General features: G+C 69.7%; 12 protein-coding genes. 9 read left to right on the forward strand and 3 right to left on the reverse strand.

The window, feature by feature from the left end; genetic code table 11:
- Positions 1 to 337 precede the first annotated feature (337 nt).
- The 3 genes from DS837_RS17380 (at position 338) to DS837_RS17390 (ending at position 3,503) form a co-directional block, all read left to right on the forward strand.
- Positions 338 to 1,021, forward strand: coding sequence for a GntR family transcriptional regulator (locus tag DS837_RS17380; protein WP_170295891.1), 684 nt, complete (start codon positions 338 to 340; stop codon positions 1,019 to 1,021).
- A 94-nt stretch (positions 1,022 to 1,115) separates the two neighbouring features.
- A complete protein-coding gene (locus DS837_RS17385; RefSeq protein WP_149165914.1) occupies positions 1,116 to 2,180 on the forward strand; it encodes a phosphotransferase in 1,065 nt (354 codons plus the stop codon).
- 6 nt (positions 2,181 to 2,186) lie between these two features.
- Positions 2,187 to 3,503: an aspartate aminotransferase family protein gene (locus DS837_RS17390; protein WP_149165915.1), complete on the forward strand. Its 1,317-nt coding sequence runs from the start codon at positions 2,187 to 2,189 to the stop codon at positions 3,501 to 3,503.
- 134 nt (positions 3,504 to 3,637) lie between these two features.
- Here the strand turns inward: DS837_RS17390 and DS837_RS17395 are convergent, their stop codons facing one another.
- Both DS837_RS17395 and DS837_RS17400 read right to left on the reverse strand, forming a co-directional pair.
- Complete coding sequence (locus DS837_RS17395) at positions 3,638 to 4,258, reverse strand: pentapeptide repeat-containing protein (RefSeq protein ID WP_149165916.1); 621 nt, start codon at positions 4,256 to 4,258, stop codon at positions 3,638 to 3,640.
- 82 nt (positions 4,259 to 4,340) lie between these two features.
- Positions 4,341 to 6,239: a methanol/ethanol family PQQ-dependent dehydrogenase gene (locus DS837_RS17400; protein ID WP_425599256.1), complete on the reverse strand. Its 1,899-nt coding sequence runs from the start codon at positions 6,237 to 6,239 to the stop codon at positions 4,341 to 4,343.
- A gap of 313 nt (positions 6,240 to 6,552) precedes the next feature.
- Here DS837_RS17400 and DS837_RS17405 point away from each other — a divergent pair, with 313 nt between their 5' ends.
- Positions 6,553 to 7,932 carry an ATP-binding protein gene (locus DS837_RS17405; protein WP_247889990.1) on the forward strand — a complete coding sequence of 460 codons (1,380 nt, stop codon included), beginning with the start codon at positions 6,553 to 6,555 and terminating at the stop codon, positions 7,930 to 7,932.
- Positions 7,929 to 8,576 (forward strand): response regulator, encoded by a 648-nt coding sequence (locus DS837_RS17410; protein ID WP_149165917.1) that lies wholly within the window; start codon positions 7,929 to 7,931, stop codon positions 8,574 to 8,576. The genes DS837_RS17405 and DS837_RS17410 overlap by 4 nt, the downstream gene beginning before the upstream one ends.
- A gap of 21 nt (positions 8,577 to 8,597) precedes the next feature.
- Here DS837_RS17410 and DS837_RS17415 read toward each other — a convergent pair whose 3' ends face one another.
- A complete protein-coding gene (locus DS837_RS17415) occupies positions 8,598 to 9,638 on the reverse strand; it encodes a GlxA family transcriptional regulator (protein WP_247889991.1) in 1,041 nt (346 codons plus the stop codon).
- A 119-nt stretch (positions 9,639 to 9,757) separates the two neighbouring features.
- Between DS837_RS17415 and DS837_RS17420 the strand changes: the two genes are divergently transcribed.
- From DS837_RS17420 to DS837_RS17435, 4 genes are read left to right on the forward strand one after another with little or no spacing between them, the layout of a single operon-like run.
- Positions 9,758 to 10,828 carry an ABC transporter substrate-binding protein gene (locus tag DS837_RS17420; protein WP_149165918.1) on the forward strand — a complete coding sequence of 357 codons (1,071 nt, stop codon included), beginning with the start codon at positions 9,758 to 9,760 and terminating at the stop codon, positions 10,826 to 10,828.
- A 26-nt stretch (positions 10,829 to 10,854) separates the two neighbouring features.
- The gene (locus DS837_RS17425) at positions 10,855 to 11,937 is read left to right on the forward strand and encodes an ABC transporter ATP-binding protein (RefSeq protein WP_149165919.1); all 1,083 of its coding nucleotides are present in this window, start codon (positions 10,855 to 10,857) and stop codon (positions 11,935 to 11,937) included.
- Positions 11,934 to 12,797 (forward strand): ABC transporter permease, encoded by an 864-nt coding sequence (locus tag DS837_RS17430; RefSeq protein ID WP_145675296.1) that lies wholly within the window; start codon positions 11,934 to 11,936, stop codon positions 12,795 to 12,797. Before DS837_RS17425 ends, DS837_RS17430 begins: the two co-directional genes overlap by 4 nt.
- Positions 12,794 to 13,582, forward strand: a complete 789-nt coding sequence (locus tag DS837_RS17435) for an ABC transporter permease (RefSeq protein ID WP_035681830.1) — start codon at positions 12,794 to 12,796, stop codon at positions 13,580 to 13,582. The genes DS837_RS17430 and DS837_RS17435 overlap by 4 nt, the downstream gene beginning before the upstream one ends.
- Positions 13,583 to 13,633: the final 51 nt, after the last annotated feature.

A 13,633-nucleotide genomic window follows, 5' to 3' on the forward strand; every position in this document is an offset into this window, starting at 1 on the left:
CCATCGCCCCGCTCGGCGATGATCCCCTCGTCAGCCTGCCCGACGTGGCTGCCTGACAATCCCGGCCAGACCAGCCGGAGACCAAATGAGCGACCCAACTCCTACACCACGCTCAGGGGCACGATCCATGCCGGCCAACTTTGCAACAGAGCTGCTTCGCTACGGAATACGCTTATGACACCCAAAATCCGGCTCTATCGCAAAGCCCTTCGGTAGGAAGAGGACCATGACGGCCAAATGCGACAGCTCTGGATGATCCTGCGGGCCGCCTTGACCTTTGCCCCCTTTTCACGGTATTATGATGCATCATGCATCGGATGACGGGGAAGGGCGGAGGATGAGCGGGTTCGATCTCACCCTTCTCGAGCACGACAATCTCGGCGGCACGATTTACCAGAAATTGTGCGAGGCCCTGATGAAGGGCGCCTTCAAGCCGAACGACCGCCTCAAGATCCGTGATCTGGCCGACCGGCTGGGGACGAGCGTCACGCCGGTGCGCGACGCCATCCTGCGGCTGGTGCAGGATCAGGCCCTGGTGCTGCGCTCGCCGCGCGACATCCGCGTCCCGATGCTGACCCGGGCCACGTACCTGGAGATTCGCGACATCCGCGTCAATCTGGAAGGGCTGGCCGCCGCCCGCGCCGCCGAGCAGGCGACGCCCGCGCAGATCGCGGCCTTGGACGCCCTGCTCAAGCGCAACGAGGAGGCGATGGCCGCCGGCAACACCGCGCTGGCCACCGAACTCAACCAGATCTTCCATTTCAAGGTGTCCGAGTTCGCGGATATGCCGGTGCTCGGCGACATTCTGCGGCGGCTGTGGCTGCAGATGGGACCCTTGATCGCCGACGTCTACGGCGGTGCCGGGCGCACGATGATCGACCACCATTACCCGCTGATGGACGCCATCCGCAGCCACGACGGCCCAGCCGCCGCCGCCGCCATCCAGGCCGACATCCTGCTGGCCAGCGGCCCGATCCTGGAGAGGATCGACGGCGTGCATCCCGAGGCGCTCGCCGTCTGATGCCCCGCCGATCCCATCCGCTTCCTCAGCCGATCCACACGCCACTATGATGCATCAAACATTGACCGCTTCGAACCTTGAGGAGACACCGGCGATGACACCGGCCCCGATCCAGGGTGACGTTCTGACCACCGCCGCGCCGGCGATCTCCGCGGAGGAGGCCGGTGCCATCCTGCAACGGTGGTTCGGCGTGACCGGCACCGTCCGCGAGCTGAGCAGCGAGCGCGACCGCAACTTCCACATCGCCGCGCCCAACGAGCGAGGGGGGGATGGGCGGGGCTATGTGCTGAAGTTCACCAACCCGGCGGAGCCGACGCTCGTCACCAGCTTCCAGACCGGGGCCATGCAGCATGTGGCCGCCCGCGACCCGTCCCTGCCGGTGCCGCGGGTCGTGCCGACGCTGGACGGGGCGGCCCAGGCGATCGTCCACATCGACGGCAGCGCCATGGTGCTGCGGCTGCTGACCTATCTCGAAGGAACGCCGCTCCACGCCGCGCCGCCCTCGCCGGGTCTGATGCGGGCGTTGGGAACGACGCTGGCCCGGCTGGATCGGGCGCTGGCCGACTACGAGCATCCCGGCTCGGAGCGCGACCTGCTGTGGGACATCACCCGCACCGCCAGCGTCGCCGACCGGCTGCATTACGTGGCGGACGACCGGCGCCGCCGGATGGTCGAGCGATTCGTCGCCCGCTTCGCCGATCAGGTCGCCCCCCGTCTGCCGGCCCTGCGGCATCAGGTGATCCACAACGATCTCAACCCCCACAACGCGGTGGTCGATCCGGTCGGGCACGAGACGGTCACCGGGATCATCGACTTCGGCGACGCGCTGCGGGCGCCGCTGGCCAATGATCTGGCGACGGCGCTCGCCTACCACGTCACCAGCGGCGAGACGCCCTTCGGCTCCGTGGTCGAGATGACCCGGGCCTACAACGCCGTGCTGCCGCTGACGGAGGACGAGGTGGAACTGCTGCCCGATCTGGTGGCGGGCCGCCTCGCCCTGACCATCGGCATCACCAGTTGGCGGGCGGCCGAATACCCCGCCAACGCCGCCTACATCCTGCGCAACGCCGAACGCGCCTTCGCCGGCTTGGACCGGCTGACCGGCGACGAGGCCGCCACCGCGCGCCGCCTGCTCCATCTCGCCTGCCAGAAAGTGTGAACCGCCATGACCATGATCAACGCCTACGCGCCCGATTCCGCCGGGTCCCTGCCGGAGCGCGAGCGCGCCCTGATCGCCCGCCGCGAGAAGCTGCTCGGCCCGGCCTACCGGCTGTTCTACGCCGACCCGATCCATGTCGTGCGCGGGGAGGGCTCGTCCCTCTATGACGCCGAAGGCAACCGCTATCTGGACGCCTACAACAACGTCGCCTCGGTCGGGCATTCGCGGCCGGAGGTGGTGGAGGCGATGGCCCGGCAGGCGGCCGTGCTGAACACCCACACGCGCTACCTGACGGACGGCATCCTCGACTTCGCCGAAGCCTTCCTGGCGGAGTTCCCGGCGGAGCTGTCGCACTTGATGCTGACCTGCACCGGCAGCGAGGCCAACGATCTGGCCCTGCGCGTCGCCCGCGTCCACACCGGCGGCACCGGCGTCGTCATCGCGCACAACGCCTACCACGGCGTGACCTCGGCGCTGGCCGAGATGTCGCCCTCGCTGGGTGCGGCGGTGAAGCTGGGCGACCATGTCCGCGTGGTGCCGGCGCCCGACGGCTACCGCATGCCGGAGGCCGAGGTCGGCGCCGCCTTCGCGCGCTCCGTGGAGGCTGCCATCGCCGACCTGCGCGAGAAGGGGATCGCCCCGGCGGCGCTGCTGGTCGACACCATCTTCTCCAGCAGCGGCGTCTTCACCGACCCGGCCGGCTTCCTCGCTCCGGCGGTGGAGGTGATGCGCAAGGCCGGCGGTATCTTCATCGCCGACGAGGTGCAGCCCGGCTTCGGGCGGCTCGGCACGCACATGTGGGGCTTCGCGCGCCACGGGCTGGTGCCCGACATCGTGACGGTCGGCAAGCCGATGGGCAACGGCCATCCGGTGGCCGGCGCGGTGTTCCGGCCGGAGGTGATCGAGGCGTTCGGCAAGAGCCAGCGCTATTTCAACACCTTCGGCGGCAACCCGGTGTCGTGCGCGGTGGCGCTGGCGGTGCTGCGCGTGATCAAGGCGGACCGGCTGCAGGAGAACGCCCTGGCGGTCGGCACGCAGATGATCGACGGCCTGCGCGCGCTCGCCGCCAAGCATGAGCTGATCGGCGACGTGCGCGGCAGCGGCCTGTTCATCGGCGTCGAGATGGTGCGCGACCGCCAGCTGAAGACCCCGGCGGCGGAGGAGACGGCCCGCGTGGTCAACGGCATGCGCCAGCGCCGGGTGCTGATCAGCGCGACCGGCCAGGAGGGGCACATCCTGAAGATCCGCCCGCCGCTGGTCTTCTCGTCCGAGGACGCGAAGCTGTTCCTCGCCACGCTCGATGAGGTGCTGGCGGCGCTGTGAGTGACGGCGCTTTAAGCCACGCCGCCCCGCTGAGCCCCTTCAGCCGAGCGGTGTCCACCCGGTAAGGGGCCTCGGCTTCCTCCCTCGGGCAGCCGTTGGCCGAACAGGCGAAGCTCCGCCCGCCGGCCTTCCCGTCACCAGTCGGTGGGGCAGGAGCGGCAGTCGGTCATCAGCGCGTCCTGGAAGATGGCGAAGCGGATCTTCGCGCCCTCCAGATTGGCCTGCGACAGGTTGGTCAGGGACAGCTTGGCCTCCTGGAGGTTGGCGCCCTCCAGGTTGGCGCCGGTGAGGTCGGCCTTGTCGGCGCGCAGCGCCTCCAGATTGGCGGCGGTCAGGTCGGCCTGCCGCAGGTCGGCGCCGTTGGCGCGGGCGAATTCCAGGTTGGCGCCGCGCAGGCGGGCGCCGGACAGGCGCGTGCCCTGGAGGAAGGCGGTGCGCAGGTCGGCGCCGTCGAGGATCGCGCCGCTGAGGTCGGCCCCGCGCAGATCGGCGTGACGCAGGTCGGCCCGCATCAGGTTGGCGCCGCGCAGGTCGGCGCCGGCCAGCGACAGGCTGCGCAGGTTGCGGTGGCGCAGGTCGATGCCGGGGCAGACCGCCTTGGCCGTGAGGACGCAGCCGGCGACCTCGGTGACGCGCTCCTCCTCGCCGCCGCCGAGGCTGGCGGTTTCGACCTCGGCCGCCAAAGGGGCGGTGAGGGGGCCGGACAGGGACAGCAGGGCGTACAGGGCGAAGGCGGGCCGGAAGAGGCGGTTCATGGGGAGACCTCCCATCGCTGCAAGGCTGGAAAACCGGTACGGGGAAACGGGCCGGCACGCCCGCTTCCCCGCTGACGGGTCGTTACTTGGCGCTGGAGACCTTCACGTCGGCCAGCTTGAACACCCAGAAGGAGCCGCCCTGGGTCACGCGGGTGGTGAGGTCGGCGAGATCGCCGCCCCACAGCGGCACGGCGCCGCCGTAACCGGTGGTGATGCCGACATACTGCACCCCGTCCAGTTCCCAAGTGACCGGGGAGGAGATGATGCCGGAACCGGTCTGGAACTTCCAAAGCTCGGCCCCCGACTTGGCGTCGAACGCCTTGACGTAGCCGTCGCCGGTGCCGGTGAAGACCAGCCCGCCGGCGGTCGCCAGGGTGCCGGACCACAGCGGCAACTCCTCCTTGTGCTCCCAGGCGACCTTGCCGGTCGTCGGGTCGATGGCGCGCAGGACGCCGACATGGTCCTCGAACATCTTGTGGATGCGGAAGCCCATGCCGAGATAGGCGGAGCCGGGGTTGTAGCCGACATGCTCCGTCCAGTAGTCCTCCTTCCAGTGGTTGGCGGCGATGTAGAACAGGCCGGTGTCCTCGCTGTAGGACATCGGGTTCCAGTTCTTGCCGCCGAGGAAGGGCGGGGAGACCTCGACCGCCTTGCCGCGCTTCTCGCCCTCGGCGGGCGGCGGCGGGCGCTGGCCCTCCACCTCGATGGGGCGGCCGGTCTTCAGGTCGATGCCCTTGGCCCAGGTGATGCCGTCGACGAAGGGGAAGGCCGCCAGCACGCTGTTCGGCTTGTTCGCCTCGCCCCCTGCCGCCGCCAGCTTCGTCCGGTCGGTGACGTAGAAGAAGCCGTTGCGGTCGGCGTGCGCGGTCGCCTTGACCGTCTTGCCCGACGCGTCCTTGTAGTCGAACAGCACCAGCTCGTTGTTGCCGGAGAAGTCCCAGGTGTCGTTGGGTGTGTGCTGGTAGAAGCCCTTCAACTCGCCCGTGGTCGGATCGACGTAGGCCTGGCCGGAGGTGTAGAGGCTGTCGCCGGGCCAGCGCGCCCAGCCGTTCCACGGCGCCGGGTTGCCGGTGCCGATGACGATGGTGTTGGTCTCCACGTCGAAGGTGGCGCTCTGCCAGGGCGCGCCGCCGCCGTGGTTCCAGGCCTCGACGAGCTGCCCGTCCTTGTCGCGCGGCCAGGACGGCGCCTTGGCGTTGCCGGTCGGGGTGCTGTCCTTGCCGTCGAGCCGGCCCATGTGCCCCTCGACCAGCGGGCGCATCCAGATTTCCTCGCCGGTGTCGGGGTCGCGGGCGAACAGGCGGCCGACCACGCCGAACTCGTCGCCGGACGAGCCGTGGATCAGCAGCATGCGCCCGGTCTTCTGGTCCTTCACGACGGTGGGCGCGCCGGTCATGGTGTAGCCGACCTTGTGGTCGGCGAACTTCTTGCGCCAGACGACCTTGCCGGTGTCCTTGTTCAGCGCGACGAGCGAGGCGTCGAGCGTGCCGAAGAACACCTTGTCGCCGTAGATCGCCGCCCCGCGGTTGACCACGTCGCAGCAGGGGCGGATGTCGTCGGGCAGGCGGTGGGCGTAGGTCCACAGCCGCTTGCCGGTGCGGGCATCCAGCGCGAACATCCGCGAGTAGGAGGCTGTGACGTAGATCACCCCGTCATGGACCAGCGCTTGCGTCTCCTGCCCGCGCTGCTTCTCGTCGCCGAAGGAGAAGGACCAGGCGGGGACCAGCCGCGACACGCTGCTGGTGTCGATCTGCTTCAGCGGGCTGAAGCGCTTGCCCTCCACCCCCATGCCGTACATCAGCACGTCGCCGGCCGACTTCGCGTCGTTGGCGATGTCGTCCCAGGTGACCTCGGCGGCTTGGGCGGTTCCCCAGGCCGCCGGAGCGGTGGAAGCCAGGAAGCCGGCCATCACCGCGGTTATGATTCGGCGTCGAATTTGTCCGGCTTTGCTTCCTGACTTGGTGTCCAAGGATAAAGTCATGCGTTTCCCCCGTGAAAGGCCGTTTTTTCCGGGGCGGATCGTCCGCCCGATCCGCCCCGGTTCCGGCACCGCGTCTTGCGCCCCCAATGTTCGTCTTGGCGGTTCTTCGGTTCTATTGGACGATACGGGGACGACGTTCTTGCAACGCGCGTATGATGACGTCCCGGAGGTGGCGGGAAAAATTCCTGCCGCCGCGGCAGGAGACCCGTCCGTCGGCTTTCGCCTCGTTCGAAGGACGCATAGCGCGGAGACCGGTTGCTTGGTTAACATTCCGCCGATGGTCCTATAAGCGTATCGGAAGGATCAGACGGCGATGTCGTTGCGAATGCGCATGCTGGCCCTGATCGGGCTGTTCCTGGCGCTGCTGGCGGTGGCCGGCGCGGCTGTGATGATCGCCAACGCGCGCGACGCCGTCCGCGCGGAAATGGCCTCCGCCCTCGATCTCGGCATCGCTGTCGGGCGGGCGGAAGCCGGGCGGGGGCCAAGTCCGGACGCCGTCGTGGCGCTCGACCGGCTGGGCTTGCGCCATCTGCGCTTCATCGCAGGCGAGGCGCCGCCCGACTCCCTGGGCGAGGGGGATGCCGCCCATGGGGCCGTTCCCGGCTGGTTCGTAGCCCTGATCGGCGTGACGCCGCAGGCCCATGCGCTGACCGGTGCCGATGGGCGCGTCCTGTTGACCGTGGTCGCCGAACCGCAGGACGAGGTGGCCGAGGTCTGGGAGGACATGCGGGACCTCGCCCTGGCGATGCTGGTGGCGGGGCTGCTGTTGCTGGGCGGCGCCTGGATGGCGGTGGGCCGGGCGCTCGCCCCGCTCGCCCGCATCGAGGCGGCGGTGCGGCGCCTGCGCGAAGGCGTTTACGAACCCGGACCGCGGGGCGGCCTCGCCGGCGGCGGCGTGCCGGAGCTGGTCCGGCTGGGCACAGGCATCGCCGCCCTGGCCGAGGAACTGGCCGCGGCCGGTCGGGAGAACCGCCGGCTCGGCCAGAGGCTGATCGAGGCGCAGGACCGTGAGCGCCGGGACATCGCCCGCGAAATCCACGACGAGCTGGGGGCGGCGCTGTTCGCCATCAAGGTGGACGCCGGGCGCATCCTGCGCCTGAGCGAGGAGCCGAAGCCGGAAGCCACCATCAGCGAGCGGGTGGAGATCGCCGGACGCGCCCGCGCCGTGCTGTCCATGGCCGCGGACGTGCACCGGTTGAGCCGGCGCATCCTGGTCCGACTGCGCCCGGCCCTGCTCGACCAGTTGCCGCTGGGCGAAGCGCTGTCCGGGCTGATCGACGAGTGGGCGCGGCGGGAGCCGCAGGTGCGCTGGTCGCTGGACGTGGACGAGGACGGAACACCGGACGGCATCGACGGGCTGGACGAGGTGCTGCGCCTGACGGTCTTCCGGCTGGCGCAGGAATCGCTGGTCAACGCCCTCCGCCACGCCCGGCCGACCAACGTCTCGGTGACGGTGCGGCGCCGGACCGACCGGGTGGAGGTCTTGGTGACCGACGACGGGCCGGGGTTCGGGCTGGGATTCAGGGAAGGGCCGGCCGGTGCGGCGGAGCAGGGTGGATTGGGCATTGCCGGGATGGCGGAGCGGGTGAGGGCGCTGGGCGGCACGCTGCGCATCGGATCGGACGGCGGGCAGGGCACCCGCGTGGCCGCTTGCCTGCCCTGTGTCCCGGTCGGGCTGGAGGGCGTGGCATGACCCCGACGATCCTCCTGGTGGACGATCATCCGGTGGTGCGCGCCGGTTGCCAGAGCCTGCTCGCCGAAGCCGGGCTCGGCCGCGTCGTCGAGGCTGCCGACGTGGCGGCGGCGCTGGCGCTGTGGCGCTCGGAACGGCCGGACGTGGTCATCCTCGACCTCAACCTGCCGGGGGGCGCCGTTGGAAGGGATGGCGGCGGGATGGACGTGCTGCGCGTGATGCGGGCGGAGAACCCGGCGGTGCCGGTGCTGATCTTCAGCATGCACGAGGACCCGGCCATCGCCGCGCGGGCGCTCAAGGCGGGGGCCAGGGGCTACGTCACCAAGAACGACGCTCCGGAGACGCTGGTGACGGCGGTGCGCTGCGTGCTGGCGGGCCGCGTCCATCTCGACCACGCGCTGGCGCGCGAACTGGCGCTGATGGCGCTGGCCCCGACCGACGACCCGCTGGCGGTGCTGACCCAGCGCGAGCGGGAAATTCTGGCGCTGGTGGGCCGCGGCCTGACCGCGGCGGCCATCGCCGAGGCGCTGGGCATCAGCCAGAAGACCGTCGCCAACGCCTGCACCCAGATCAAGGACAAGCTGGGCGCCGACAGCACGCGCGCCCTGATCCGCATCGCCATCGACCACGGGCTGGCGGCTTAAGCGTCCCCGTGGGCGAAACCGTCACGGTGCCTGGGTGGCGTCCTCACGCTTGCCCTTGCGCGCCCGGCTGGGCATCTCGCCGAACTGGGTCTTGAAGTCGCGCGAGAAATGGGCGGCGTCGGCGAAGCCGCAGTCGAAGGCGATCTCGGTGATCGTCCGGCGCGTGTGTTCCAGCAGCCAGCGGCCGTAATCCAGCCGCAGCCGGCGCTGGAAGGCCGACGGCGAGATCCCCAGCGCCGCTTGGAAGGAGCGTTCGAGCTGCCGGGCGCTGACCCCGACGTAGCGGGCGATGGCCTCGACGGAGGGCGGGGAGTCCAGCCGCTGTTCAATGAAATGCGTTGCCTGTCGGACGCGGCCGTCGGTCACGCCGTCGAGGTTCGCGTAGAAATGCGCCTGCGGCAGCGCGCCGGGGCGGATGTCCTGGAGCATCATGTGGCGGACGGCCTGCCGCGCCTTCTGCCCACCGCAGTGCCGCCCGACGAGGTAGAGGCCGAGGTCGATGGCCGCCGTCGATCCGGCGCAGGTGATCAGGTCGCCCTCGTCGATGAAGAGATGGTCCACCGAGGCGTTGGCGGACGGGAAGCGCTCGCGGAAGGTGTCCAGCACGTTCCAATGGACGCAGACGCGGCGTGTCCCGACGAGGCCGGCGCGCGCGATGGCGAAGGTGCCTGTGCAGATGCCCAGAAGCCGCACCCGCTGCGCCGCCACCGCGCGCAGATAGGCGGTCACCGGTCCCGGCACCTCGTTCCGGTAATCGTTGCCGCCGCACACCGCGACGTAATCGAAGGGCGCCGGGGCGAGCAGGTCGCTGTTGGGCGTCACCAGCACGCCGCAGCTCGACCGGCGCGGCTGTCCGCCGACGCTCATCACCGTCCAGCTTGCGTCGATTTGACGGCTGCGCCCTCCGGGGTCGGCGGCGAGCCGGAGCGCGTCGATCAACCCGGAGAAGGCGGTCAGCGTGAACTGATCGAGCAGCACGAAGCCGATGCGCAACCGGGGATCGGCGGGGGACGGGGCGTCGCGGTCCGGGGCGTCCGGCATGTCGGGTCTGGGCGTCGGCATGTCGGAAATATTCAAGGATTCGGCAGCATTCTTCTATCGGAAAATACGCTCGAACAATTAGCTTTCGAACGAACCATGGCTCTGACGCCCGCTGGACCGACACCACGAAGGAACCGGTCATGACCCATCCGCGCGCCGCCACCCGCACCACCGCCCGCCTCGCCGCCCTGTCCGCCGTCCTGGCGGCGGGTGTCTCCCTTTACGCCCTGCCGGCCGCGGCCCAGGGCGAGATCCGCGTCGCCTGGTACGGCGGCAACTGGGGCGAGGCCTTCCGCACCTGCGTCGCGGAGCCCTTCACCAAGGCGACTGGCGTCCGCGTCGTGCCGGAGATCGGCACCTCGACCGTGACCTTCGCCAAGCTGCAGCAGCAGAAGGACGCGCCGACGCTCGACGTCGCCTACATGGACGGCGGCATCAGCGAGATGGCGCAGGCGGCGGGCGTGCTGGACGCCATCGACCCGACGGGTGTGCCGAACCTGGCGAAGGCGTTGCCGGAGGCGATCTACAAGGCGGACGGGTCGGTCTTCGCCGTGGGGTCCGGCTACTACTCGCTCGGCCTGACCTACAACACCAAGGAGATCAAGACCCCGCCGACCTCGTGGAACGACCTGTGGAAGCCGGAATTCGCGGACACGGTGACGATCCCGTCGCCGGCCAACTCCTCCGGCGTGCCGTTCGTCATGTTCCTGAACCGCATGTGGGGCAACCCGCCGGGCGACCTGTCCAAGACCTTCGAAAAGCTGAAGACGCTGAAGACCGCGCTCTACTTCGACAGCTCGGGGGCGGCGAGCAACGCCTACCAGAGCGGCGAGGCGATCATCGGCGCGCATTTCAACGTCGGCGCCTGGGATCTGGCCGACAAGGGCCTGCCCATCGGCTTCGCCGTCCCGAAGGAAGGCGTCTGGGCCACCGACGCCCGCCTGCATCTGGTCAAGAATGCCCCGCACAAGGCCGACGCCCAGCGCTTCATCGACACCGCCCTGACCCCGGAAGCGTCGGCCTGTCTGGCGGAGAAGCTCTATCTCGGTCCGGCGGTGCAGAACGTGTCGGTGTCGCCGGACGTCGAGCGCAAGCTGCCCTGGGGTGTCGGCGGGTCGGTCAAGAACCTCCAGCTTTTCAATTGGGCGGACATCAACCGGGACCGCGCGGCGATCACCGACGCCTGGAACCGCGAACTCGCCCGCCAGTGAACCGCAGCCAGCCGGGGAGCCCCATCATGTCCGACGCCCTGCTCTCCATCCGCTCCATCGACAAGCATTTCGGCGCGTACCACGCGCTGAGGGACGTGTCGCTGGATGTGGCCCACGGCGAGTTCGTCGCCCTGCTGGGGCCGAGCGGCTGCGGCAAGACGACCCTGCTGCGCTGCATCGCCGGCTTCCTCTCCCCCGACTCCGGGACCATCCGGATCGGTGGGGAGGATGTGACGCGGTTGCCGCCGCACCGGCGCCCGCTGAACACGGTGTTCCAGCACTACGCCCTGTTCCCGCACCTGAGCATCCTCGACAACGTGGCCTACGGGCCGCGCCGTCACGGGGTGGCGCGGGGTGAGGCGCTGGAGCGGGCCCGCGAGGCGCTGGAGCTGGTCGGGCTGGACTCCGCGGCGGGGCGCTACCCGCGGGAGCTGTCGGGCGGCCAGCAGCAGCGCGTCGCCCTGGCACGGGCCTTCGTCAACCGCCCGAAGCTCCTCCTGCTCGACGAGCCGCTGAGCGCGCTCGACCTGAAGCTGCGCAAGCGGATGCAGATCGAGCTGAAGCACCTCCAGGAAAAGCTCGGCATCGCCTTCGTGTTCGTGACCCACGATCAGGAGGAGGCGATGAGCATGGCGAACCGCATCGTCGTCATGAACCGCGGCGTGATCGAGCAGGTCGGTGACGGTCGGGCCATCTACACCCGTCCGGCCAGCCGCTTCGTCGCCGACTTCATCGGCGAGGCCAACCTGCTGCCGGGAACGGCGGAGGGCGACGCCGGGGTGCGGCTGGCGGTGGGGTCGGCGCTGCTGCCCCATCTCGGTGCCGACACGCGGCAGCGCTACACCGCGGTGCTGCGGCCCGAGCATGTCGAGTTGCTGAAGGAGCCGGAGGCGCCGGGCCTGATCACCGATCAGGGCTTCGTCGAGGACGTCATCGACACCGGCGGGCAGACCGTCGTGACGGTGCGCGTCGGCGAGCATCTTCTGGCTAGCCGCCGGCTGGGCATGGCGGGGGAGGGGCTGAATCCGGGGGCGCCGGTCTTCGTCGGCTTCCGTCCGGGGCACGTCCACATCATCGCCGAGCCGGCCACCCACCGGTCCGGACCATGAGCACGACCATGAGCGCCGCCATGAACCGAGCCTTGCCCCTGCTGGCGGCCCCGGTCGCCTTCTTCGCCGCCTTCTTCGCCGTTCCGATGATCGTGGTCGTGTCGTCCAGCCTGATGGCGGGCGGCGTGCCGTCCCTCGGCAACTACGCGCGGGTGCTGTTCGACCAGTATCACTGGGACGTGCTGGCGGCGACCTTCCGCATCGCCGGGCTGACCACGGTGGCCTGCGCGCTTCTCGGCTACCCGCTGGCCTATTATCTGGTGCGGGTGGTCAAGTCGGCGGCGCTGCGGCGGACCTGCGTGATCCTGCTGGTGCTGCCGCTGTTCACCAGCAACATCGTCCGCTCCTTCGGCTGGATGGTGCTGCTGGGCCGCAACGGCCTCGTCAACGACGCGCTGGTCGGGGTCGGCATCCTGGATCGCCCGATGCGCTTCCTCGGCACCGAGCTGGGCATCGTGATCGGGCTGGTCTACATCCTGCTGCCCTTCATCGTGCTGGCCGTCGGCAACGCGCTGGCCGCGGTGGACCCGGCGCTGGAGGACGCCTCCTCCGACCTCGGCGCTACGCCCTTCGACACCTTCCGCACGGTCACCTTTCCGCTCTGCCTGCCGGGGCTGATGTCGGGGATCGTCATGGTCTTCACTCTGGCGGTCAGCGCCTACGTCACGCCGGCCCTGCTGAGCGGCGGCAAGATCACGGTCTTCCCCATGCTGATCTTCCAGCAGTACAGCACGGTCTTCGACGTGAACTACGGCGGCGCGCTCAGCATGACGCTGCTGGTCATGACGCTGGTCCTGGTCGGTTTGGCCGGCTGGATCGGCAACGCCGGGGCCAGCGCAACGGGGAGGAAAGCCCAATGATCGCACGGCTTCTTCTGCGGGTGGTGTCCTGGTCGGTCATGGCCTACCTGATCCTGCCGCTTCTGGTCATCGTCGGTTCCTCCTTCACCGCCACCAGCTACCTCGCCTTCCCGCCGCAGGGGCTGACGCTCGACTGGTACGGGCGGATGCTCGGCGACACCTCCTATCTGGCGGCCTTCGGCACCAGCACCCTGCTGGCCCTGGTCGCCACGGCGGCGGCCCTGCTCCTCGGCGTCCCGGCGGCGCTGGCCATCGCCCGCTGCGAGTTTCCGGGCAAGAAGTTCCTGTTGTCGCTGCTGATGTCGCCGCTGGTCCTGCCGCACGTCGTGCTGGGCGCCGCCCTCCTGCAATACTGCGCGGCGCTGGGCCTGATGCGCAGCTTCACGGCGCTGCTGGTCGGGCACATCGTCATCATCATGCCCTTCGTCCTGCGCTCCGTCCTGCCGCAGCTGACGCCGGAGCAGCGGGCGCTGGAGGAGGCCTCCGCCGACCTGGGCGCCCGCCCGATGGAGACCTTCTTCCTCGTCACGCTGCCGCAGATCCGCAGCGGCTTGGCGAGCGGCGCGATCTTCGCCTTCATCTCCTCCTGGATCAACGTCGAGCTGAGCATCTTCAACACCACGGCGGAGATGACGACCATCCCGGTCAAGCTCTTCAACTACGTCCAGTACACGATCGACCCGGTCATCGCCGCGGTGTCCTCCATCACCATCGGCGTGGCGGCCCTGGCGATCATCATCCTCGACCTCACCGTCGGGCTGCACCTTCTGTCGGACCGGCGCTGACCGCCGGTCCCGACACCCCCCGCTTCATCCCCCCGATCCAACACTGAATCC

This window comes from Azospirillum brasilense, assembly GCF_008365405.1.
Taxonomy (GTDB): domain Bacteria; phylum Pseudomonadota; class Alphaproteobacteria; order Azospirillales; family Azospirillaceae; genus Azospirillum; species Azospirillum brasilense_D.

Coding starts and splice junctions, on each gene's coding strand:
- DS837_RS17410 (WP_149165917.1), top strand. CDS start 7,929: ATGACCCCGACGATCCTCCTGGTGGACGATCATCCGGTGGTGCGCGCC.
- DS837_RS17395 (WP_149165916.1), bottom strand. CDS start 4,258: ATGAACCGCCTCTTCCGGCCCGCCTTCGCCCTGTACGCCCTGCTGTCC.
- DS837_RS17390 (WP_149165915.1), top strand. CDS start 2,187: ATGACCATGATCAACGCCTACGCGCCCGATTCCGCCGGGTCCCTGCCG.
- DS837_RS17425 (WP_149165919.1), top strand. CDS start 10,855: ATGTCCGACGCCCTGCTCTCCATCCGCTCCATCGACAAGCATTTCGGC.
- DS837_RS17405 (WP_247889990.1), top strand. CDS start 6,553: ATGTCGTTGCGAATGCGCATGCTGGCCCTGATCGGGCTGTTCCTGGCG.
- DS837_RS17415 (WP_247889991.1), bottom strand. CDS start 9,638: ATGCCGACGCCCAGACCCGACATGCCGGACGCCCCGGACCGCGACGCC.
- DS837_RS17420 (WP_149165918.1), top strand. CDS start 9,758: ATGACCCATCCGCGCGCCGCCACCCGCACCACCGCCCGCCTCGCCGCC.
- DS837_RS17400 (WP_425599256.1), bottom strand. CDS start 6,239: ATGACTTTATCCTTGGACACCAAGTCAGGAAGCAAAGCCGGACAAATT.
- DS837_RS17385 (WP_149165914.1), top strand. CDS start 1,116: ATGACACCGGCCCCGATCCAGGGTGACGTTCTGACCACCGCCGCGCCG.
- DS837_RS17435 (WP_035681830.1), top strand. CDS start 12,794: ATGATCGCACGGCTTCTTCTGCGGGTGGTGTCCTGGTCGGTCATGGCC.
- DS837_RS17380 (WP_170295891.1), top strand. CDS start 338: ATGAGCGGGTTCGATCTCACCCTTCTCGAGCACGACAATCTCGGCGGC.
- DS837_RS17430 (WP_145675296.1), top strand. CDS start 11,934: ATGAGCACGACCATGAGCGCCGCCATGAACCGAGCCTTGCCCCTGCTG.